We start from the raw sequence: 22,538 nt of genomic DNA, 5'->3' as shown, positions 1-22,538 counted from the left end.
ATTATTTAGAGCATTTTATTTTTTTATTCACAAAGTGCTCTATTTCATTTTCTTTTATAGGTTTACTGAAATAATATCCTTGAATTACGCTGCAGCCAATATCAAGCAGTGAATTTAATTGTTCTTTTGTTTCCACACCTTCTGCAATAATATTGTAATTTAAAATTTTAGATAGATCAATTATGCATTTTATTACAGCTTTGCTCTTTTTGGAGTAAATATTATCAATAAATGACTTATCTATTTTTAGTGTGCTTACTGGAAGCGAAATAAGGTAGTTTAGTGAGGAATAGCCTGTCCCAAAATCATCTAGCGCAATTTGCATTCCCATGTCTAATATTTCATCAAGAATTTTTGTCTTATTTACAAAAATATCAATTAAAGTCCTTTCTGTTATTTCAATTTGAATCATTGAAGGAGATACCTTGTATTTTTTACATATATTTAATACTCTCTTTATAAACTCCGGTTCACTTAACTGATAGGAACATACATTTACAGATATCTTTTTTATGTCTATATTTTTTAATTGTAGATTGTGAATTGTATTGCATACGGATTCAAATATCCAATAACCAATGTCTATTATACTTCCTGTATCTTCAGCAATTGGTATAAATTCTGAAGGTGAAACAAATCCAAGTTTATTGTTATCCCATCTTAAAAGTGATTCAAATCCAACTAACTTATGGGAGAATGCATCTATTTGAGGTTGATACAATATACGAAGTTCCTTGTCTTTAATGGCATTTTTAAGGCTTTGTTCTATGATAAGTCTTCTTGAATAGGAATCATGTAGTGATTTAGTAAACATTGTTACAGTATTTTTACCACTTGATTTTGATTTACACATAGCAATATCTGCATATTTGTATAATTTATTTATATTTCTGCTGTGAGTTGGAAATATACTTATTCCAATGCTTACAGTTAAAAATATATTTTCTCCCATTATACAGAAGGGATTTTTTAAATAATTCATTATACGATTGCATAATCTTTTTAATCCTTCTTCAGAATTGAAATGGCTTATAAGTATAATAAACTCGTTTCCATTTAAATAGTAAAGTTTACCAAAATCTTTTACAAACATAGACATAGATCTTGAAAAAATTGTAAGAAGCATATCTCCAAAATTATAGTCGTAGTGGTCGTTTATCAGCTTGAAATTGTCTATATTTAAAAGGAGAAGTGCACCTTGCTTTGAGTTTTTAACTGCCATTTTAAGGTGATTCCTAAATGAAGATTTATTTGGAAGATTTATAAAAGGTCTATAATGTGAAAGGTAGTTTATATCATCTTCCATTAATTTTTCACTTGTAATATCACAAATACAACCTGATATAAGTCTTATTTTGCCATCTGAGTTTTTAGTTGATTTTCCTTTAACTAGTAGGTATATAAGTTCACCTTTTTTGCTTTTGATTTTAAATTCTCTATTATAATTAGATCCATTTTCATTTACAAAGCAGTTTAAAGAGTCCTTAACTTGAGTTATTTCATTTTCTATAACTAATTTTTCTATAAAATCCATTGGATTTTTGAAATATTTAGGATCGTATCCAGTTATATTTTTAAAATTTGAGGATATAAATAAAGTATCTTTTTCTACATCCCATTCCCAAATTGATATATCAGCTCCATTTATGGCTCTGGTATATATATTATCATTACTTTTGTTATAAGTCTCCACAGCATATCCCTCCATAATATTTACATTGTAGTATTTAGAGACGGGTAGAATTATTTTCCATTTAATATATTATACCATTAATATATATGTTTAGGAAACTTACTTAAAAAATAATTAAAAAAAATTATATCTATATTCTCAATCTGTATCCAGCACCCCATACTGTTTCTATGTATTGAGGATTGGAAGGACATGCTTCTCTGCTAAATACTTTATTTGGATTTTCACACATATAGAGGAGGAGCTCAAATTCTTTTTGTGGAAGATTTACTTCATTCCCATTTACAAATACTTGCATTGAATCTTTAATTATTTCAAGTCCGCGTATAATTATTTTATTTTTTTTAGGTGTAAATTTATTTTTTATTCTTTCATAATTTTTTATGTGGGATTTTACTCTTGCTACAAGTTCACTTGGACTAAATGGTTTTGTGATGTAGTCATCTGCTCCAAGACTTAATCCCTTTATTTTATCTATCTCTTCTTTTTTTGCAGATACAAGTAAAACAGGGATGTCCTTTTCATCTCCTAATTTTTTTAGTATACTGTATCCGTCTATATTAGGAAGCATTATATCAAGAATTAAAAGATCAATGTCAATTTTATCAATCATATGCAATCCCTTTATACCATCTGTGCATATAGTTACATTAAATCCGTTTAGTTCTAAATAATCTCTTTGAAGTTCAGCTATACTCAAGTCATCTTCAATTATAAGTATGTTTTTCATTAGAATCCCCCTTAACTTTAAGATATAACTTTTTTTATTGATATCATTATACTTGTTCCTTGGTTGTATTGAGATGAGGCCCATATTTTCCCGTTATGTCCTTCTACAATTTGTCTTGCAATTGCAAGGCCAAGACCGCTTCCACCTGTACTTACTCTTGCAGAATCACCTCTGTAGAATCTATTGAATATTTTGTCTATATCATCTCTTTTGATTCCAGAACCATTATCTTTTATTTCAATTATAATACTAGTTGATAGTTCTTTTAAAATTATTGATATAATTCCCTCTTTTTTATTCATGTATTTTTTAGAATTATTGACTATATTAAATATAACTCTCATGAATCGCTCTCTATCAATCATAACATAAGGGGAATTTTTGATATAGTTTAACAGTTCTATTTTTATATTGGATTTTTCAAGTTCTATCTGAGTTTCCTCTACATAATAGGAAAAGTACTCTACAATATCTGTTTTTTCAAATTTAAATGGAATTTGTTTCATATCAAGCTTTGAATAGAGGAGGAGATCGTCTACCATAGAGTCAATCTGTTTTGCCTTTGTATTTATTGTATTTAAATAGTGCTCTAGCTTTTCAGGAGTATTTGCAACTCCATCTAGAATTCCTTGAACGTATCCTTCTATAGAAGTTATTGGTGTTCTCAAATCATGTGAAATGCTGGAGATGAGCATCTTTCTGTTGTTATCATATTTTAATTGCATATTTATTGAATCTTTTAGTTTTATCCTCATCTCTTCAAAATTAGAGCAAAGTTCTTTTATCTCATTATCTCCACTTTCAAATATTTCAAAATCTAAATCTCCCTTTCGTATTGCTGTTGTAGCTTTTTTTAAGGAAGTAATTGGATCAAGTATCTTTTTTGAGAACGTACATGATACAATTATATTTGTAATTAAATAGGAAGTGAAGAATACACAAATTATAAATATGAAAAAATAATTAAAAATTTTTCCATCTGTTTTTACAGGAGTCAAAAATATTGCTTTTCCAAGGGAACTATCACTAAACTCCATTGGAAAAGTATCCACTATATAGTAAGTATTTCCTATTTGAATGGGTTCTTTTATAGCATTTGTTGATTTTTCAATATAAACTTGTGCTTCAATTTTATCTATTCCACTAGAGGAAAAAATTATTTTGTCATTTTTTGCAATTACTGCTTTTGCGTTTATAATTGAAAGCTTATGTTTTAAGTATTCTTGAAATTCTTTATTGTCAGTAGATTTCAATTCTGATTTTGATATATCTTTTACTGTTGTAATGAGTTCTGACTTTACAGCAGAAGCTCTCTTGAAATTGTCATAGTTTAATCCTGTGCCAAAGAACTTTGAAGATATAAGAACAAATATAGCTATGGCAATGGAAGTTATTAAAATAGGTACTAGAATAATTAGGGAATTAAAGAAAATTAAACGCTTTTTTATATTCATATTTTCACCTTAAAAGTCTTTTTTATCAAACAGATAGTAACCTGCTGTAAAAAATATTATATCATAACTTAACATCATTAAAAATTGTATCAGTATTTCGAATATAGGTATTTCATCCATAATCCATAGGTTGTACCATCCAAGTGTAGATGTGAAAAGTATTCCAGAATATGTAGAAAAGAATATTCCAAATACCTTAAGTCCTATAAATACAAGTATAAATAGAAAAAATACAGCTAACCCGTTTTTAATTATATTTGAAAAAAATACAGCTGCAAGACATACAACTATAAGTGGCATCATTGTAACTATATAGGATATAAATATTTTACCTATATTTCCACTACTTATATACCTTTCATTGAATATAAATCCAGATATTACAGATATGATAAATACAAGCATTAAATTTGAAAATATGAATATAAGTACAGAAATTATTTTTGCACTATAGAGTTTAAATCTTGTTATAGGTCTTGTAAGAGCTATTTTAAATGTATTTTGTGAAAATTCATTTGAAAAACTTTCTATTGTCATAAGAAGAATAAAAAGAGGAAGTATTGTGTTTGAAAGTATTGAGAGAATTAGTATTGGAAATTCAGCACTAGAGGTTCCAACAACACCAAAGTTCTTTCTAAGTAAGATTATAGAAATTTGACCTAGTACTATGAATATAAGTGAAATTATAACTATTAAAAGAGCTCTTTTCTTTTTAAATAGTTTTTCCAGTTCATTTATAAGTGCAATTTTAAAGCTGTTCATTTTTTTTCACCTCTTCTACAAAATAATCTTCAAGGGAAGGGTAGTTTTGTAATATGTTTTTAGTGGTATTTGTATTTATTATCCTTCCATTATAAAGTATTCCTATACGAGTGCATGTTAGTTCAATATCGTGGATAAGATGACTTGAAATAAAAAATGTTGTATTTTCTTCTTCTGACATTTTCTTTATAATGTTTCGTATTGATATCATTCCCTCCACATCAAGACCGTTTAGTGGTTCATCTAAAATTACTACTTTAGGTTTTGATAAAATAGTAGCTGCAATTCCGAGACGTTGTTTCATTCCAAGTGAAAATTTTATAGGCTTTTCGTCTTTGTACTTTAAAAGATCTAAAGAATCTAATACTTCACAAATTCTATTTGAATCTACATCTTCATAGTATCTTGAGAATTGTCTTAAATTTTCAAAAGCAGTGAGATACGGATAAGCCACTGCATTTTCTATTAGGCATCCCATATTTGAAAGGGCTTTTTCAGGGTTATCTGTAATGCTATAACCTAAAATTTTAACATCGCCTCTATCTGGTTTTATAAGTCCTGTCATTAATTTCATTGTAGTTGTTTTTCCGGAGCCATTTGGTCCAAGAAATCCAAAAATTTCACCTTTATATATATCAAGATTTATGTTTTCTATTCCACGACTATTTTTAAATATCTTATACAAATTTGATATTTCAATTACTTTATCCATGCTGGATACCTCCTCTTGTTATGTAAATTATTCAAGGAGACAAGTGTAGTGTGTACATTTATCTCCTTGAGATATTAGTCAAATACCATGTAAAAAGATCCATCCCAATAATTGTCATTTATTTGTTCAGTATCTTCATCTGGGCGAATGTACAGTATTGGTTTTTCAGGGTTTATGTTTAAATATAATTTATGAGAGTTTTTATCAGAAGATGTAACTGAAGTTACTTTTGCAGCAAAATTATCATTGTCATATCCAAGCTCCCCATTGAATTTAAAGTTAGTTGCATCTTTTGCATAACTTTCATAACCTTTTTTATACTCTTCATAGTAATTTCCACTTATCTTTGTTTTTGTGAGTTTGTCTATAGTTACAATTCGCTGGCCTATTTTTACAAATTTATTATCCTTTTTAGTTAATATATCGGATTTGTATTTACCAATGTATTGCTCAGGATTAGATATTTCATTATAATTTGAAACTGTTTCCTTTATTACTTTTTTATCTGAAAGATCAGGTCTCTTTACAGAAGTGGAGTTTATATTGTATATTTTGCACATAAGTTCCATTGTCAATGTATGGGATGTTCCATTTTTATCTTCTCCTGTTATAGTGCATGATAAAAGGGCATTTTTTATAAGACCATTTTTGTCTATATCTGCACTTCCTTGAATATTTTTTAAGTATATTTTGTCTACAAGTTTCGGAAAGCTTTTTTCATTATTTGCCATACCTTTTAATTGGAATGATACAAAGGCATTTATAACAGATGGAATTTGAGTATTTGAAATAGAACCATGTAGTTTCTTGCTGCCATCTGAATTTTTAGTAACTACAACTGAATTTTTCAAGTTTCCAACAATTGCATCAGCTATTTTTTCTAGATCACTTGCTCTTTCATCATCAAAAGGATTTTCTACTAATGGAGTGTTTAGTTTTTCAGTATATACATAATAAGATTGGTTAGGATTGTTATTAGTTATATATCCATCTTTGTCTCTATAAAAATAACTATTTCTTTTGATTGAACCATTAAATCTTGAGTCCGTGCTCTCCTTTGCTTGATTTTTTAGATCATATTTGTTTAATGAATCATCAGAACTAAGTACTTTTCCTCCGTCTTTTATTACAGATGATATGCTAAGCGTGTAATTTGGAAGAGTTTCAGTGCAAGATTTTGCAGTATATTTAATTGCGTCCTTAAGTTGTGTATATCCATTTTTAGATGTTACTTCAGCCATAGCTGTGGCACTGAACATAAATACTCCTAAAGCAAAGCTTATTGCCATGGCAGTTTTCTTTTTTAACTTCATTTTTCTATCCCCTTTTCTATATTTTGTTTACAATTTATATTCTAATATACACATCTCTATTTTATATAAACTAAATCTAAACAAAATCTAAACTTTAATCTATTCTTATAATCTTAACAGAGTACTTTCCCTCTGGAGATGAAACTGTTACTTTTTCTCCACATTTGTGTCTATATATTGCACTACCAAGTGGGGATTCTATGCTTATTTTGTTTTTCATAGGATCAGCTTCTACAGTGGTTACTATAAAAAATTTTTCTATGTCATCTTCATCTTCAAACTTAAGATATACCTCTTTTCCTATGCCAACTTCATCTTTTGAAGTGGTGTTTTTAATTATCTTTGCAGTTTTTATCATTCTCTCAAGGTATCTTATTCTGCTTTCATTATGAGCTCTTTCTCTTTTGGCAGATTTATATTCAAAGTTTTCACTTAAGTCACCTTGAGCTCGTGCCTCTTTTAGATCTTGGTTTATTTTGCGCCGTGTTACTACTTTTCTATATTCAATTTCCTCTTTTAATTTTTTTATAGCCTCTTTTGTAAGATAGTTATACATATATATACCTCCATATTAAGATTATTATGGATATGATAACATTAATATAGATAATTTTCACATTTAGTAGTAATATAATATTAGTATTTAATCAAAATTCTGTAACATAAGGAGGTATAATTTTGAAAAGTTTAAAATTTAGAGGGAAAATAATTACAGCATTTGCTGTAGTCATCGTATTTTCAATGATATTTTTGGTAGCTATATCTTCTAAGATGAGGACTTTAAGAGATGTTTGGAATTCAAGCATTGTATCTAGCTCAGTTGGAAACATGACAATGTCAATAGACACCTGTGGAGTAAATTCTAGAGATTTAAGATTTACAAGTAATAAAACTGACATAGAGTCAAAAGTAAAATTGATCAATAAATCTATTGAAAGTTTTAAGAGTGCAAGGAAACAAATTGAACCACTTGTACGATCTAATAATAGTAGTGTCTTGTCTACAATTGATAAAGCTTCTAGCCAATATTTTGCTACAGTAAAATACATAACGGCACAGAAAGATGCTACAAAGATATCAGATTCATATATGCAGACTTTAGCAAAACAGGAAGAAACATTGGAAGAAGATTTAATGAAAATTGTGGAAAATGGAAGCGCTGCAAAGTCCATGGATCCTTCACAGGGAAAGAGCGTAATATCCTTTATAATAATGGCATGTTTTGCAATGATAGTTGGTATTTTATTAGTTGGTATTGTATGCGTTAAATTGTTAGAAAAGAGTGTTTCTGAGCCTATAGGGGTTATAAATTCCAATTTAAAAGAATATGCCAATGGGAATTTTTCAGAAACTGTTCCTGAGAAATTTTTAAATAGAACTGACGAAATAGGAGAACTTGCTAATTCTCTGAATTCCTTGAAAGAGAATATTTCAGAAATATTTACAAAGGTGATGAACTCTTCTAAAAATTTGGATATGTCAAGTTCAGAGCTTTCTTCTATATCAGATAAAATTGTAGATGATTTTAAAAATATAACTTTATCTACTGAGGAAATATTAAATGTAGTTCAAGAAACAAGCTCTGCTTCTGAAGAGATAAGTGCATCTGTAGAGGAAGTAAACTCAAGTGTAAATGAACTTTCACAAAAGGCACTCGATGGAAGTAATAATGCAAATCAAGCAAAACAAAGGGCACTTGATATTAAAAATAATGGGGAAGCATCAATACAGAAAATAAGATCTATGTATAGTGAAAAGAGAAAGAATATATTAAAAGCAATTGAAGATGGAAAAGTAGTAGAGGATATAAAATCTATGTCTGAAACAGTTGCGTCTATTGCAGAACAGACAAATCTTTTGGCACTAAATGCTGCAATTGAAGCTGCAAGAGCAGGAGAGCATGGTAAAGGATTTGCTGTAGTTGCAGAAGAAGTTAGAAAACTTGCAGAACAATCAAAAGATGCAGTTTTAGGAATACAAAATACTATTGTAAAAGTTCAAGATGCTTTTAAAAATATGTCAGGTACAAGCAATGAGATATTGTCATTTATAAATGAGGAGATAGATCCTCAACTTGCAGAATTGAAAAATGTAGGAGATAGTTATTTTAATGATTCAAATTTTGTAAGCAGTATGTCTGAGGATATAGCATCAATGGCAGAAGAACTTTCTGCTACTATGGATCAAGTTAATGAGGCAATTCAAGGTATGACGGAAAATGCACAGAAGTCATCAGAAAATACAGATGTGATAAAGGAAAGTATAAACGAGAATTTTAGAAAGATGGAGAATGTATCTAAGTTTGCAGATAAACAGCTAGAGATGGCCGAATCTCTTAAAGAAGTAGTTGATAAATTAAAAGTTTAAAATATAATTTTATAAATTTGGCTTAATGAAAACTACCATTAAGCCTTTTTTTATATAATAAAATAAGATTAAACAAACTATAACTGCAATAACTGCTATTAAAGTATATTTTGTAAAAAATAAGTTATGTAAATTGAAGTTGTTTCCTAAAAATTTTCCAAATGATATAAAAGTAGATGTCCATATAAAAGCTCCAATGTAAGAACACAACATGAATTTCTTAAGTGGAATTTTTATTATACCTGAAAAGTATCCACTTATATGCCTTACACCAGGTATAAAGTATGCGATAAATAACATAAATACACCATATTTTGCAAAGAAAATAGATATCTTCTTTAAATTTTTTTTATCTAGATATATGAACTTACCGTATCTTTCAAAAAATGGCCTTCCAAGTGCTTTGCCTATGAAATAGGATACTGTAATTCCAATTATTCCACCAATAGAAGCCATTAATATCCCAATAGACCAGCTCATATTTTCTACGCCTATTATATATCCACAGTAAGTCATAATTGTTTGACCTGGAAGTGGGAGGGCTATGAGTTCAAGCATTAAAGATATAGTGAGTATTATGTAACCATAGTCATGAAATAGATTTATTATGGAATCCAATATGCATTCACCTCTATTTTCTCTTGTTTATAATTAGTTTATCACAGAGAAATTTGAGTGTAAATCATAAAAAATAGTATAATGGCATAGTGTATTAAGTAAAGTATAGGAGAGGAGATGTTATATATGAAATTATTAGTTGAAAAGATAAAGGAAAATGCTGTTATCCCATTTTATGCTCATGAAGGAGATGCAGGACTTGATCTTTTTTCTGTAGATAGAGTTTTAATAAAACCTATGGAGAGGAAATTAATACATACAGGGATAAAGATTCAGCTTCCTAAAGGCACTGAGGCACAGATAAGACCAAGAAGTGGCCTTGCTTTAAAAAACGGAATAACCCTTTTGAATTCTCCAGGAACTATAGATGAAGGCTATAGAGGTGAGATAAAAGTACTTATAATAAATTTAGGTGAAAAGCCATTTTTAGTTGAGGAAAATATGAAAATTGCACAGATGGTTGTAAAACCTGTGGAAAGGGTAGAAGTAGAGGAAACCTCAAATCTTTCAAATACGGAAAGAGGAGAGGATGGCTTTGGTTCAACTGGAGTTTAAGATATAATAAGCTGTAATTTAAAAGAGTTGCCTAAGATTTAACTTAGGCAGCCTTTTAATTTGTAATATTTAAATTGAATGTTTCACCAATATTTTTAATAGACATAACTTGAGTTTTAGAATCTTTCATATCTTCCTTGAATTTTTCAGTTATTGAATAATTATTCCAAAAGTGCATTGGGAAAAATATGCTTGGATGTATATTCTCTATAAAATATTTTCCACCAGATATATAGTACTCATCTAGTCTTGGATCTACTGGGAAAAATGCTACATCTATTTTTTCGCCTTTCAATTTTTCTATTTCAAATTTAAAGTTTATATCAGCTGATATTCTTTCATTTTCAGGATCTTCTTTCCAATACCAAAGATTTAGATCTCCTGAATGGAATAGTGTTATTCCATCAATTTTTACAAGAAAGGAAATCCCAATATCCGTTGAACCAAATGCTTTTATATAAATTCCCTCATCTTTAAATGAAATATCTTCGTATTTAGAAAGTTTATAGCAATTTTTTATGGAGTTTTCAATATACACATCATTGCTTACTATATACTTTATATCTTTATTTAAGTTTGACCATTTTAAAATAACAGGATTGAAGTGGTCTGGATGACTGTGTGATACAAATACAAGTATATTTTTTTTGCTTTTTATTAATTCATCTGAAATAAGCCCATTTTCTAAGGACTTTTCTTTCCCCATAAAATTGTCTTTATAATAATCAAATATTAGAAAATGGTTTTCTGTTTCAACTGCAAATCCACTGTGATACAGGTAATGCACTTTTATATTATGAGTATTTGACATATCTTCACCTCATCTTTTATAATTGTATTATTAAACATATAATAGTACAATTAATTTTACACTGCAAGACAATGCACGAGGACAATTAAGAATTCACAGTGCACAAATCACGGTGATAATTAAGAATGCACAGTGACAATTAAGAATTCACAGTGCACAATGCACGGTGACAATTAAGAATTAAGAATTCACAAATCACAGTGAAGGATGATTTTTCTTAGGAAAAATCTAAAAATATAGGTTTTTGAAGTAAAACTGAAAAAACCAACAACCATTGTGAATTGTGAATTGAGAACTGTGAATTGAAAAAGAACTGTGAACTTAAATACAATTCACAATTAAGAATGCACGGTGATAATTAAGAATTAAGAATTCACAAATCACAGTGAAGGATGATTTTTCTTAGGAAAAATCTAAAATTTAGGTTTTTGAAGTAAAACTGAAAAAACCAACAACCATTGTGAATTGTGAATTGAGAACTGTGAATTGAAAAAGAACTGTGAACTTAAATACAATTCACAATTAAGAATGCACGGTGATAATTAAGAATTAAGAATTCACAAATCACAGTGAAGGATGATTTTTCTTAGGGAAAAATCTAAAATTTAAGTTTTTCTGAAGCAAAGCGTAAGAAAACTAACAATCATTGTGAATTGAGAATTGTGCATTGTGAATTGAATTAAAAGGATGATTTTTCTTAGGAAAAATCTAAAAATATAGGTTTTTCTGAAGCAAAGCTGAAGAAAACCAACAACCATTGTGAACTGTGAATTGTGCATTGTGCATTAATTAAGGAGGGTTTTACTTTGAAGTTTAAATTTGATCATAATAACATAAATGTTTTTGATCTTGAAAAGTCAAAGAAATTCTATGAAGAGGCTCTTGGATTTAAGGAAATTGATAGAAAAGTAGCTGATGATAATAGTTTTATACTTGTTTTTATGGGAGATGGACAGAGTAAATATAAGATAGAGCTTACTTGGCTTAGGGATAGAAAAGACCCATACAATCTTGGAGATAATGAAATTCACATGGCTGTAAGGACAGATGATTTTGATGCTGCTTATGCTCATCACAAAGAAATGGGCTGTATTTGCTATGAAAACAAGAAAATGGGATTGTATTTTATATCTGATCCAGATGGGTATTGGACAGAAATACTTCCACTAAAGCACTAAAGCAAATAAACAGTTGTTGAAAATATATTTAAGTTGTGAATTAAACTAAGATGTTATAGACTTAAATCGTAGTACAAAATTAAATAAAATTATTACTGGGTGTGCCTTATGGCTGAGAGGAATTTTAATTCCAAACCTTAGAACCTGATGTAGTTAATTCTACCGTAGGGAAAGTATTTGTATGTTGTTTTATTATGAACATATATGTCAGCTTTCTACTAGTGGAAAGCTGATTTTTTGTTGTTTTTTTAAGTTATAGATTGAATTATACAAAATAATTAAGATTTGAAGGGAGAAATATTATGAATTATTCTACTCAAATGGATGCAGCTAAAAGAGGTATAATTACAAGAGAAATGGAAATAGTATCTAAAAAGGAAAACATGGATGTAAATAAACTCAAAGAGCTTATTGCAAGTGGACAAGTTGTAATCCCTGCAAATAAGAATCACACTTCACTTAATCCTGAGGCTGTAGGAAAAGGACTTAGGACAAAGATAAATGTGAATCTTGGAATATCGAGGGATTGTCCTGATGTAGATGTAGAACTCAAGAAGGCATCAAAGGCAATTGAAATGAAAGCAGAGGCAATAATGGATTTAAGCTCTTTTGGTAAAACTGAAGAGTTTAGGAGAAAGCTTATAAAAATGAGCAGTGCTATGATTGGAACAGTTCCTATATATGATGCAGTGGGGTTTTATGATAAAGAATTAAAGGATATAACAGAGGGTGAATTTTTAAATGTAATTGAAAAGCATGCTAAAGATGGAGTGGATTTTATGACTATTCACGCCGGAATAAATAGAGAAACTGTAGATATTTTTAAAAGGAATAAGAGAACAATGAACATAGTTTCAAGAGGAGGTTCTCTTATGTATGCTTGGATGGAACTTAATCATAAAGAAAATCCATTTTATGAGTACTATGACAAAATACTTGATATATGTGAAAAGTATGATGTAACAATAAGTCTTGGAGACGCCTGTAGGCCTGGGTGTGTTTCAGATGCAACAGATGCAGTTCAGATAAAAGAATTAATTGTACTTGGAGAACTTACAAAAAAGGCATGGAGTAAAAATGTACAGGTTATCATAGAAGGGCCTGGACATATGAATTTAAATGAAATACAGGCAAATATGATGCTGGAGAAAAAGCTGTGTTTCAATGCACCTTTTTATGTGCTTGGGCCCTTGGTTACAGATATTGCGCCAGGATATGACCATATTACAAGTGCAATAGGTGGAGCTATTGCAGCATCTTATGGAGCTGATTTTCTATGTTATGTTACTCCAGCAGAGCACTTGAGACTTCCAACTTTAGATGATATGAAAGAAGGAATAATAGCATCTAAAATAGCAGCCCATGCAGCAGATATAGCAAAAGGTGTACCTGGTGCAATTGAATGGGACAATAAAATGGCAGAGGCAAGGCAGAAGCTTGATTGGGAAAAGACATTTGAATTGTCAATAGATCCTGAGAAGGCAAGAAGATATAGAAAAGAGTCCACCCCAGAATGTAGTGACAGCTGTACTATGTGTGGAAAGATGTGTTCAGTTAGAAATATGAACAGAGTAATGAAAGGAAAAGATGTAAATATACTTAGAAAAGATGACTAGATATGTTTAAATACTCTCAATGTGGATATAATTAATAAAAAAATAGTTGGGAGGTAATTTATTTGAATAATGTCACCCTTATAGGAAGATTGACCAAAGATGCAGAGCTATTTAAAATAGAAAACAGTAAGAGGAGCATTTTGAAGTTCATACTTGCTGTAGATAAGAATTATTTAGATAAAAATGGAGAAAAGCAAACAGATTTTATTTCTGTGTCTTATTTTAGTGGAGGAGCTGAAAAGCTTCAGCAGTATTTGACTAAAGGAAGACTTTTAGGAGTAAATGGAAAAATAACTACTAAAAGTTATACAAAAGACAATGTTAGAAAATATTATACAAGTGTTGAAGCTGATACAATTCAATTTTTAGAGTACAAGAAAAAGACATTGGCATAACTAGAAATTTTTAAAAATTTAAAATTATATTTTTAATTAAGAGTAAAGGGCAGAAAATCAAATTTTCCGCCCTTTACTATGATATAATTGACACATATATGTAATTATTGATAATATAAAGTATAAGGAGTAATATTTTTAGTTGGATTCCAGAATATGCTATATATGTAAACCTAGTTAAAATGGGGGGATAAATTTGGGTAGTGAAGATAAAATATGGGTAAGTAGAAAATTTATAAACAAAATAAAAATAGGATTAAAAGATATTAGATTAAATGAAAAAAGTAAAATACTTAGAAAACAGATTTCTGAGATGATTGATATGATTGATAGAGAGCTAAGTGATTCTGATTCTTCAATTGAAGAGAAAATACTGAAGAAAATGAAAGAAACCAAAAAAACTGATCCAGATATGAATGCAAATTTATATATATTGTATCGTAATTTTAAAAGTGGACGTATAGATGAAAGCCAAGCAATAGAGCTATATAATATGTATGTTAAAATAGAGCCTTACGAAAGAACTATAGATTGAAATTTTTCTAAAGTGAATGTATAAAACCTACGATAATAAAATTGATTTGAAATAGCGTTGTATTCTCTTATAAAGATATAGATAATAGATATGTAAGAAAGGAGGATTTTATGAGATTAAATTATAATATACCTGCATTAACTATGAGTTTTGTTCAGGACAAGGCGCTTAAAAGTCAAAGTTCAAGTCTTGAAAGGATATCAAGCGGCTATAAAATAACAAGTGCTAAAGATGATCCAAGTGCATTTGTGCAAAGTGAGAACATAAGATTGCAAATTGGTGGACTTAAAGCTGCCTCTAGGAACGCTCAAGATGGTGTAAGCATGCTTCAAACTGCAGAAGGCGGAATGCAGGAGATAACAAGTATGGTTCAGAGAATAAGACAGCTTACAGTACAGGCAGGAGATGCATCACTTACAGATGAAGATAAGGCTATTATACAAAATGAAATAGATCAGATGTTAGATGGAATAAATGATGTAGCAAATAATACTGAATTTAATACATTTAAACTTCTTAAATCAAGTGGAGAAGATGGAAAAGAAAAAAGCGTTAATATACAAGTAGGTGCAAATTCAGGGGAAAGTGTAACTATAACTCAGATGGATATGACAGAGAGTTCAAGCGATAGTTTTATAAAAGGACTGTATGAGCTTAGAACAGGAGGAGAAAATAGTATACTAAAAGGGGATATAGGAAATTCTTTAGATGCAATAGATAATGCAATGAATACTATTACGTCTATAAGGAGTCAGTATGGTGCTCTTGAAAACAGATTCCAGAGTAGTTATGAAAATATTCAAGAATTAAAAGATGAAATGACTGATGCCGATAGCAGTATAAGAGATGCAGACATTTCAAAGGAAATAATGAATTATTCTACTCAAGATATAATTGTACAGGCATCTAATGCCATGATTGCACAGACTAATAAATTGCCTCAAGATATTTTGCAGATATTATCTACATATAAATAAATAAGAGGTAATTAAATGGGGCTGTCGTGTTAGCCTATTTTTTATGTTAATGCGACGGCCTTATTTAATTATATTTTTTTAAAATTAGATTATTTTGGTAAACTATTTTGCCTTAATCATAGTATAATATTATAAGAGTTAATATAACTTGCATAACTTTGAAAAAACATATTAGAATAGAAGATATTTTACATTTTATGTAGATTGTGATGCATAATTATGATAAAATATGATATATGCGGAGTGTTTTAATTAAAAATAAAATATAATTAAAATTTATATTTTGGAGAAGGAATATAATAGTAGATGTCTAATATATAAAAATATAGAAAATTCAAGTTTAGAATAATTATAGAAAGGAGAGATGACCTATAAATATACGAGAAAATGGAAGCGTAGATGAACTGATTGCAAGAGCGCTTGATGCAGCTTCAGCTAGAAGTAAAGCAATATCAAATAATATAGCAAATATAAATACAAAAGGATACAAAAGACAATATGTAACTTTTGAGGAAAATCTTAAAAAAAGCATTGATGATCTTGAACTAAAGACAAATGATAAAAGACATATAAAACTCCAAAATAATTATGGAGATATAATTACAAAAGTAGATAATTCAACAAGTATGAGAGAAGATGGAAATAATGTTGATATTGATATTGAAACAGTGAACCAAGCTGCAAATGAACTTATGTATAATTCTCTTATAACTCTTGAAAATAATAAGCTTAGTATGCTTAGCAATGTTATAAATGGAAATTAGGAGATGATTTTATGATTCAAGCTTTTAATACTATGAGAATAAGTGCTAGTGGTCTTTCAGCTGAAAGGCTTAGAATGGATACAATATCTTCAAATATGGCAAATGCTGAGACAACTCATGGTGCAGATGGTAAGCCATATAGAAGAAAAGTTGCAGTTTTTCAGGAAAATTTACGCAAAGTAATGGATAGTAATGGTACATATAAAGAAATTCCTATGGGAGTAAAGGCAATTGGAATAAAAGAGGATACTTCTCCTCTTAGAAGGGTATATGATCCATCAAATCCAGATGCAGATGCTTCAGGATATGTGACAATGCCTAATGTAAATATATTAAATGAAATGGCAGATATGATGATTGCAACTAGATCTTATGAAGCAAATGTAAGTGCTATTAATTCAGAGAAAAGTATGTTCTCAAAGGCTTTGACTATAGGAAATAGATAGGAGGATATGTTTACATATGAAAGTAAATGAATTTACACCTGATACTAGTATATTTAAAAAAATCAGTAGTGATATGTTTAAAGAAGATAGTAAAAATACAGAAGATGCGGTAGATAATGTATCTAGCTTTGGAAATATTTTAAAGGACAAGTTAAGTCAGGTAAATAGTGATCAAATAAAAGCAGATGAAAGTATAGATAAATTTATAAAAGGTGATGATGTGGACATTCATGATGTTATGCTTGATGTACAGCAGGCTAAAATGTCTTTGGAACTTGCAGTTCAAATAAGAAATAAATTTATTGATGCATATGAAGAACTAAATAGAACACAGATATAGAAGGAGAACTAGATTAATGGGCAAGCTATCGCAATTTTTTAAAAATTTATTAGAAAAATGGAAAGGACTTGGAAAAAATAAGAAGATAGCTTTTAGTATTATGGCTGTAGGAATTTTAGCGGCTCTTATATTTGGAGGAGTGACTCTTGGAAAAACTAAATATGCCGTGCTATTTTCTAATATGGATAGTACGGATGCAGCAGCTGTATATAAACAACTTCAAAGTGATAAAGTAGATGTTAAGGTGGAAGGAAATTCAATTCTTGTACCAAAGAGTCAAGTTGATAAAATTAGGATGCAAGTGCTTTCAGAGGTAGAGCTAACAAATGGAAGTAAAGGATTTGAACTTTTAGATGAGAGTAAATTTGGAGAAACAGATAATCAGTTTAATGCTAATTACCAAAGAGCGTTACAGGGAGAAATTGAAAGAACAATAAAATCTCTTCCTGAAATAGATGATGCAAGGGTACATCTTGTACTTCCAGATGATACGGAATTTGTTAAAGATACAAGTGAAGCTACTGCATCTGTAACAATTAAGCTCAAGTCAGGACAGCAATTGTCAAAGGATCAAGTAAGAGCACTTGTAGCTTTGGTATCTGGAAGTGTAAAAAATCTACCTAAAGAGAATGTAGAAGTTGTAGATAATAAGTTAAATCTTCTTTCAAAGGATTTATACGATAGTAATGGAGATGATATAAATTCAGATGATTTTGATGCTACTTCAGCTGAGAAACAGCAGGAGCTAAAAGAAAATTATGAAAATCAAATGGAGAAAAAACTCTTAAGTCTTTTGGAACCTGTATATGGGAAAGGCAATGTTAAGGCTACGGTAAATGCAGACTTAGATTTTGATGCAGTTCAGCAAGACAGCAAATCTTATGATGAAAACAATGTTGTTGTAAGTGAACATATTGTAAATAGTAGCAATACTGATGGCACTCAAAATGCAGGTAGTAGTCCTGTTGATAACAATATGAGTAATACATCACAAACTACTACAACCAATGGAAATTCTACATCTAGTGAAGTTACTAGAAATTACGATGTGCCTACAGTAAATGAAAAGACTATAAAAGCACCTGGAAGTGTGAAAAGACTAACAGCATCTATAGTTATTGATGGTGATGTGGATAATGCTACAATAACATCTGTAAGAAACCTTGCAGTGTCAGCTATAGGATATGACCCACAAAGAGGAGATACTATAAGTGTAGAATCACTTCCTTTTGATACTACAGCAGAGGATAATGCAAAAGAAGATATAGCTGCAATGGAAGAAGAAGAGCAGCAGAAAAAGACACAAAGACTTATAATAGCAGGAGCAATTGCAGCTGTAGTTGTAGTTGCAGCTATAGTTGGATTCTTACTTTGGAGAAGGAAACATGCTCCAGAAGAAGAGGATATATTTGACGAAGAAGGATTTGTAAAAGGTGTTGATGAAGGTGAAGAGGAAAATCCTACAGAGGAACCTATTAAACCTAAATTTAATCCTATGGACTTTGAAGAGGAGAATGAAGATGTTCATATTGAAAATGAAATTAAGAAATATGCCAAGGAGAAACCTGAACAGGTTGTCGATGTAATTAAGGCATGGCTGGCAGAGGATGAGAGGTGATATAAATGGCTAAAGATAAACAAACATTGACTGGAGTACAAAAAGCAGCCATACTCTTTATAACACTTGGACCAGAGGCATCTGCAGGTATAATAAAAAAGCTTCCAGAGTCTGAGATACAAAAGATAACCTATGAAATAGCAAATATAAGTTCTGTAAAAGCAGAACAGAAAAGAGATATATTAAATGAATTTATTGAAATGAATAGAGCAAAGGACTATCTAATAGAAGGAGGTATAGAATATGCTAAAAACCTTCTATCTAAGGCACTTGGAACTCAAAGGGCAAATGAGATATTAAATAAGGTAACAGAAGCAACTCAGCAGTTTAGACCTTTTGCTATAGCAAGAAAAGCAGACGCACATCAGCTTTTAAATATAATATCGGATGAGCACCCACAGACTATAGCTCTTATATTGTGTTATTTGCAGGCAGACAAAGCAGGACAGATATTATCTGCACTTCCAGAGGATGTTCAAACTGAAGTTGCCTATAGAATAGCTACTATGAGGAATACCTCACATATGGTTGTAAAAGAGATAGAAAAAGTATTAGATGATAAGTTATCATCTGTAGTAAAATCCGATATGAAAGTAATTGGAGGAGTACAAACTATAGTTGATATATTGAATCAAGTTGATAGAACTACTGAGAAAAATATTACAGAAGGACTTGAAAAAGAGGATGCTGAACTTGCAGAACAAGTTAAAGAGTCTATGTTTGTATTTGAAGATATTGTTACTCTTGATGATGTATCTATTCAGAGAGTATTGCGTGAAGTTGATACAAAAGAACTTGCTCTTGCACTTAAAGGATGTTCAGAAGAAGTTGCAGATGCAATATTTAGGAATCAATCCAAGAGAGCTTCGGCTATGCTTAAAGAAGATATAGAATTCTTAGGACCTGTTAGACTTATGGATGTTGAAAAGTCACAGCAGAAAATTGTAAATATAATAAGGAGATTAGATGAAGCAGGAGAGATAGTTATGTCAAGAGGAGGAGAAGATGCAATCATCGTATAGTAAGATATTTAAAGGTGACAGCATAAATAAACATGGAAAAAAAGGTATATTTACAGAAGTTATAATTAAGAATAAAGAGGAAATTAAAGATAAGCCTGAGAAAAATCAACTTGTAGAAAACTATGACAACTTGGGAAAGACGATAATTGAAGATGCTAGACGAAAAAGGGACAGGATAATTTCTGAGGCTTATGAAAAGGCTGCTGATATAGCAAAGAAATCACAGGAAAAAGGTTATGAAGAGGGTTATAAAAAAGGCTATAAAAAGGGTGTAGAAGAAGGTTCAACTAAAGCCTATGAAGATGGATACAAGAAAAACTATGATAGAGCAAAAAAAGAAGAGCAAGATATGTTAAAAAAAGCAGATGATGTATTAAAAAGTGCAATTTCTGAAAAAGAAAGATATTTGGAGGAAAAGGAAGGACAGATAAAGCAGCTTATAGTAAATGCAGTTGAGAGCATACTAAGACATGAAGTAAAGGATAAAGAGAGCTTAAATAATATAGTATTTGATTCGTTAAAACAGATGAAAGGCACAAATACATTTGTGATAAAGGGTAGAAAAAAATACTGTAGTGAATTTAAAGAAAAAGTTGATATGTGGAAACAGCAGATACCTTTTAAGGGAGATATATTTATAATACCTGATGAATCTATAGAAGAGGGAAACGTAGTTATTGAGAGAAATAATGGAAAGATGGTATTTAGCATAGATACTGCATGTGAGAGAATAAGGGAAATCTTTAAAGATGAAGGTTGATATTTAATTTGAGGTGAAGTTGTGATAAGCATAGATTTTGATAAACTAAATAGAAAAATAACTGAACTAAATTATTGCTATGAGGAAGGTATTGTAAAAAAAGTAATAGGATTGACTGTGGAGGTTGAGGGAATAAAGGCATTTGTCGGTGAAGTGTGTTCCATTTACAATGAAGTAAACCACAGGATAATGTGTGAAGTTGTAGGGTTTAATGAGGAAAATGTAATTTTAATGCCTCTTGGAGAACTCATAGGTATTTCACCAGGATGTAGGGTGGTTCCAGAGAGAAAGCCATTGAGTGTGAGATGTTCTGATGATTTATTTGGAAAAGTACTTGATGGGCTTGGAAATCCAATAGATGGATCAACTATATCCTCTGGAATACCATACAAGTTAGATGCAGAACCGCCGGATCCTTTAAAGAGAAAGAGAATTACAGATGTAATTTCAACAGGAATAAGGGCAATAGATGGATTTTTAACCTGTGGTATGGGACAGAGAATTGGAATATTTGCAGGTAGTGGGGTTGGAAAAAGTACAACACTTGGAATGATTGCAAGGTATGCAGAAGCAGACGTTAATGTAATTGCTTTAATTGGAGAGAGAGGAAGAGAAGTTAAGGACTTTATAGAGAAAGATCTTGGTAAAGATGGAATGAAAAAGTCCGTTATAGTATGTGCAACCTCTGATAAGCCAGCTCTTGTAAGACTCAAAGGAGCATTTACAGCAACAGCTATTGCAGAATACTTTAGAGATAAGGGTAAAAAAGTGATACTAATGATGGACTCCGTTACAAGATTTGCAATGGCACAGAGAGAAATAGGACTTGCAATAGGTGAACCTCCTGCAACAAAGGGATACACACCATCGGTATTTGCAAAGCTGCCAAGGCTTATGGAAAGAGCTGGAATGTCTGATATAGGTTCTATTACTGCATTTTATACTGTACTTGTAGATGGAGATGACTTAAACGAGCCTATAGCAGATTCTGTAAGAAGCATATTGGATGGACATATAGTATTGTCCCGTGAACTTGCAAACAAAAACCACTATCCATCTATAGATGTACTTTCAAGTGTAAGCAGACTTATGTCAGAGATAGTTACAAAAAAGCATAGGGAAAATGCATCATTTGGAAGAGATATGCTCTCAACTTATAAAAATTCCGAGGATCTTATAAATATAGGCGCCTATGTGAAAGGAAGTAATAAAAAGATAGATATGGCAATAAAATATCATGATGAAATAGTAAATTATTTAAAACAGGGAATGGATGAAAGTTCATCTTTTAATGAAAGTGTAAATGCACTTTATAAGATGTTTAATTAAAATGGAGGAAACTAATGAAAAAATACAAATTCAGGCTTCAAAAGCTTCTTGATATGAGAATAGATAGAGAACAGGAAAGCATAATGGAATTTCAAAAAGTAAGACGGGAAAGCTTGAAGTTAGAGGAAAAGCTTGATGATCTAAATAAAAGTTATAACAAGTATAAGGATATTTCAAAGATAAATGGAGTAGCAGAACAAAAGATGGCGAGGATGTACATAAATACTCTAGTTAATAGTATAGATAAAACTAAAAAGGAACTTGTATCAAAGAAAAAGTTGTTGGAATTGAAGAGAAAAGAACTTAAAAATAGAAAGATTGAAAGAAAGACAGTAGATATCCTAAAAGAGAGAGGAAGAGCTTCATTTATAAAAGAGGAAAATAGATTGGAACAGAAGTCAAATGATGAATTTGCACTTTACGGATTTATAAGAATGAGAAGAGAAGGATACAAATAGTTGTATTATAGATATGAGCATAATTAAAAAATTAAATACAAGAAAAAGAAAATATTATAGATTGAAAAATAAAAGTTAAAAATTT

24 protein-coding genes and 1 riboswitch are annotated in these 22,538 nt (G+C 30.2%); of the genes, 15 read left to right on the top strand and 9 right to left on the bottom strand.

The genetic code is table 11. The features are described from left to right. Nucleotide 1: 1 nt before the first annotated feature. The 7 genes from H2684_RS07000 to greA all read right to left on the bottom strand — a co-directional run bounded on the left by H2684_RS07000 (nucleotide 2) and on the right by greA (nucleotide 7,220). Nucleotides 2-1,693 (bottom strand): GGDEF and EAL domain-containing protein, encoded by a 1,692-nt coding sequence (locus tag H2684_RS07000; RefSeq protein ID WP_347707533.1) that lies wholly within the window; start codon nucleotides 1,691-1,693, stop codon nucleotides 2-4. Between the two features lie 130 nt (nucleotides 1,694-1,823). Continuing rightward, the gene (locus H2684_RS06995; protein WP_182088686.1) at nucleotides 1,824-2,423 is read right to left on the bottom strand and encodes a response regulator transcription factor; all 600 of its coding nucleotides are present in this window, start codon (nucleotides 2,421-2,423) and stop codon (nucleotides 1,824-1,826) included. A 17-nt stretch (nucleotides 2,424-2,440) separates the two neighbouring features. Then, a complete protein-coding gene (locus H2684_RS06990) occupies nucleotides 2,441-3,877 on the bottom strand; it encodes a HAMP domain-containing sensor histidine kinase (protein ID WP_182088685.1) in 1,437 nt (478 codons plus the stop codon). A 9-nt stretch (nucleotides 3,878-3,886) separates the two neighbouring features. Next, a complete protein-coding gene (locus tag H2684_RS06985; protein ID WP_182088684.1) occupies nucleotides 3,887-4,639 on the bottom strand; it encodes an ABC transporter permease in 753 nt (250 codons plus the stop codon). Then, nucleotides 4,626-5,351: an ABC transporter ATP-binding protein gene (locus H2684_RS06980; RefSeq protein WP_182088683.1), complete on the bottom strand. Its 726-nt coding sequence runs from the start codon at nucleotides 5,349-5,351 to the stop codon at nucleotides 4,626-4,628. Before H2684_RS06980 ends, H2684_RS06985 begins: the two co-directional genes overlap by 14 nt. 74 nt (nucleotides 5,352-5,425) lie before the next feature. Continuing rightward, nucleotides 5,426-6,664: a hypothetical protein gene (locus H2684_RS06975; RefSeq protein WP_182088682.1), complete on the bottom strand. Its 1,239-nt coding sequence runs from the start codon at nucleotides 6,662-6,664 to the stop codon at nucleotides 5,426-5,428. A 94-nt stretch (nucleotides 6,665-6,758) separates the two neighbouring features. Further along, nucleotides 6,759-7,220: a transcription elongation factor GreA gene (gene greA, locus H2684_RS06970; protein ID WP_182088681.1), complete on the bottom strand. Its 462-nt coding sequence runs from the start codon at nucleotides 7,218-7,220 to the stop codon at nucleotides 6,759-6,761. Between the two features lie 122 nt (nucleotides 7,221-7,342). On the opposite strand from greA, the gene H2684_RS06965 reads away from it, so the two are divergent. Continuing rightward, nucleotides 7,343-9,031 (top strand): methyl-accepting chemotaxis protein, encoded by a 1,689-nt coding sequence (locus tag H2684_RS06965; protein ID WP_243159294.1) that lies wholly within the window; start codon nucleotides 7,343-7,345, stop codon nucleotides 9,029-9,031. 9 nt (nucleotides 9,032-9,040) lie between these two features. On the opposite strand, the gene H2684_RS06960 is transcribed toward H2684_RS06965, so the two are convergent. After that, nucleotides 9,041-9,649: a DedA family protein gene (locus H2684_RS06960; RefSeq protein WP_182088680.1), complete on the bottom strand. Its 609-nt coding sequence runs from the start codon at nucleotides 9,647-9,649 to the stop codon at nucleotides 9,041-9,043. Between the two features lie 126 nt (nucleotides 9,650-9,775). On the opposite strand from H2684_RS06960, the gene dut reads away from it, so the two are divergent. Then, complete coding sequence (gene dut, locus H2684_RS06955) at nucleotides 9,776-10,204, top strand: dUTP diphosphatase (protein ID WP_182088679.1); 429 nt, start codon at nucleotides 9,776-9,778, stop codon at nucleotides 10,202-10,204. Between the two features lie 55 nt (nucleotides 10,205-10,259). Here dut and H2684_RS06950 read toward each other — a convergent pair whose 3' ends face one another. Continuing rightward, entirely contained in the window at nucleotides 10,260-11,015 is a 756-nt protein-coding gene (locus H2684_RS06950; RefSeq protein ID WP_182088678.1) for an MBL fold metallo-hydrolase, read from the bottom strand. 806 nt (nucleotides 11,016-11,821) lie between these two features. On the opposite strand from H2684_RS06950, the gene H2684_RS06945 reads away from it, so the two are divergent. From H2684_RS06945 to fliJ, 13 genes are all read left to right on the top strand, one after another. After that, nucleotides 11,822-12,193, top strand: a complete 372-nt coding sequence (locus H2684_RS06945) for a VOC family protein (RefSeq protein WP_182088677.1) — start codon at nucleotides 11,822-11,824, stop codon at nucleotides 12,191-12,193. A gap of 87 nt (nucleotides 12,194-12,280) precedes the next feature. Then, nucleotides 12,281-12,382, top strand: a riboswitch (TPP riboswitch). Between the two features lie 113 nt (nucleotides 12,383-12,495). Beyond that, nucleotides 12,496-13,809 (top strand): phosphomethylpyrimidine synthase ThiC, encoded by a 1,314-nt coding sequence (gene thiC, locus H2684_RS06940; protein WP_182088676.1) that lies wholly within the window; start codon nucleotides 12,496-12,498, stop codon nucleotides 13,807-13,809. Nucleotides 13,810-13,871: 62 nt separating this feature from the next. Then, nucleotides 13,872-14,204: a single-stranded DNA-binding protein gene (locus H2684_RS06935; protein ID WP_182088675.1), complete on the top strand. Its 333-nt coding sequence runs from the start codon at nucleotides 13,872-13,874 to the stop codon at nucleotides 14,202-14,204. Between the two features lie 196 nt (nucleotides 14,205-14,400). Further along, nucleotides 14,401-14,739 carry a hypothetical protein gene (locus H2684_RS06930; protein ID WP_182088674.1) on the top strand — a complete coding sequence of 113 codons (339 nt, stop codon included), beginning with the start codon at nucleotides 14,401-14,403 and terminating at the stop codon, nucleotides 14,737-14,739. Nucleotides 14,740-14,849: 110 nt separating this feature from the next. Then, on the top strand, nucleotides 14,850-15,716 hold the full coding sequence (locus tag H2684_RS06925; RefSeq protein WP_182088673.1) for a flagellin: 867 nt from the start codon (nucleotides 14,850-14,852) through the stop codon (nucleotides 15,714-15,716). Between the two features lie 371 nt (nucleotides 15,717-16,087). After that, nucleotides 16,088-16,480, top strand: a complete 393-nt coding sequence (gene flgB / locus H2684_RS06920) for a flagellar basal body rod protein FlgB (protein ID WP_182088787.1) — start codon at nucleotides 16,088-16,090, stop codon at nucleotides 16,478-16,480. Between the two features lie 11 nt (nucleotides 16,481-16,491). Beyond that, a complete protein-coding gene (gene flgC / locus H2684_RS06915; RefSeq protein ID WP_182088672.1) occupies nucleotides 16,492-16,926 on the top strand; it encodes a flagellar basal body rod protein FlgC in 435 nt (144 codons plus the stop codon). Between the two features lie 16 nt (nucleotides 16,927-16,942). Then, on the top strand, nucleotides 16,943-17,266 hold the full coding sequence (gene fliE, locus H2684_RS06910) for a flagellar hook-basal body complex protein FliE (protein WP_182088671.1): 324 nt from the start codon (nucleotides 16,943-16,945) through the stop codon (nucleotides 17,264-17,266). Between the two features lie 16 nt (nucleotides 17,267-17,282). Further along, complete coding sequence (gene fliF / locus H2684_RS06905; protein WP_182088670.1) at nucleotides 17,283-18,884, top strand: flagellar basal-body MS-ring/collar protein FliF; 1,602 nt, start codon at nucleotides 17,283-17,285, stop codon at nucleotides 18,882-18,884. Between the two features lie 5 nt (nucleotides 18,885-18,889). Continuing rightward, nucleotides 18,890-19,906, top strand: a complete 1,017-nt coding sequence (fliG, locus tag H2684_RS06900; RefSeq protein WP_182088669.1) for a flagellar motor switch protein FliG — start codon at nucleotides 18,890-18,892, stop codon at nucleotides 19,904-19,906. Beyond that, nucleotides 19,890-20,666 carry a flagellar assembly protein FliH gene (locus H2684_RS06895; protein ID WP_182088668.1) on the top strand — a complete coding sequence of 259 codons (777 nt, stop codon included), beginning with the start codon at nucleotides 19,890-19,892 and terminating at the stop codon, nucleotides 20,664-20,666. Before fliG ends, H2684_RS06895 begins: the two co-directional genes overlap by 17 nt. Before the next feature lie 21 nt (nucleotides 20,667-20,687). Next, the gene (fliI, locus tag H2684_RS06890; protein ID WP_182088667.1) at nucleotides 20,688-21,995 is read left to right on the top strand and encodes a flagellar protein export ATPase FliI; all 1,308 of its coding nucleotides are present in this window, start codon (nucleotides 20,688-20,690) and stop codon (nucleotides 21,993-21,995) included. Nucleotides 21,996-22,009: 14 nt separating this feature from the next. Continuing rightward, the gene (gene fliJ, locus H2684_RS06885; protein WP_182088666.1) at nucleotides 22,010-22,453 is read left to right on the top strand and encodes a flagellar export protein FliJ; all 444 of its coding nucleotides are present in this window, start codon (nucleotides 22,010-22,012) and stop codon (nucleotides 22,451-22,453) included. Nucleotides 22,454-22,538: the final 85 nt, after the last annotated feature.

Source organism: Clostridium sp. cel8, assembly GCF_014050525.1.
In the GTDB taxonomy this organism is placed as follows: domain Bacteria; phylum Bacillota; class Clostridia; order Clostridiales; family Clostridiaceae; genus Clostridium_B.
The sequence above is the reverse complement of the archived record's forward strand: the minus strand, read 5'-3'. Positions and strand labels throughout refer to the sequence as shown.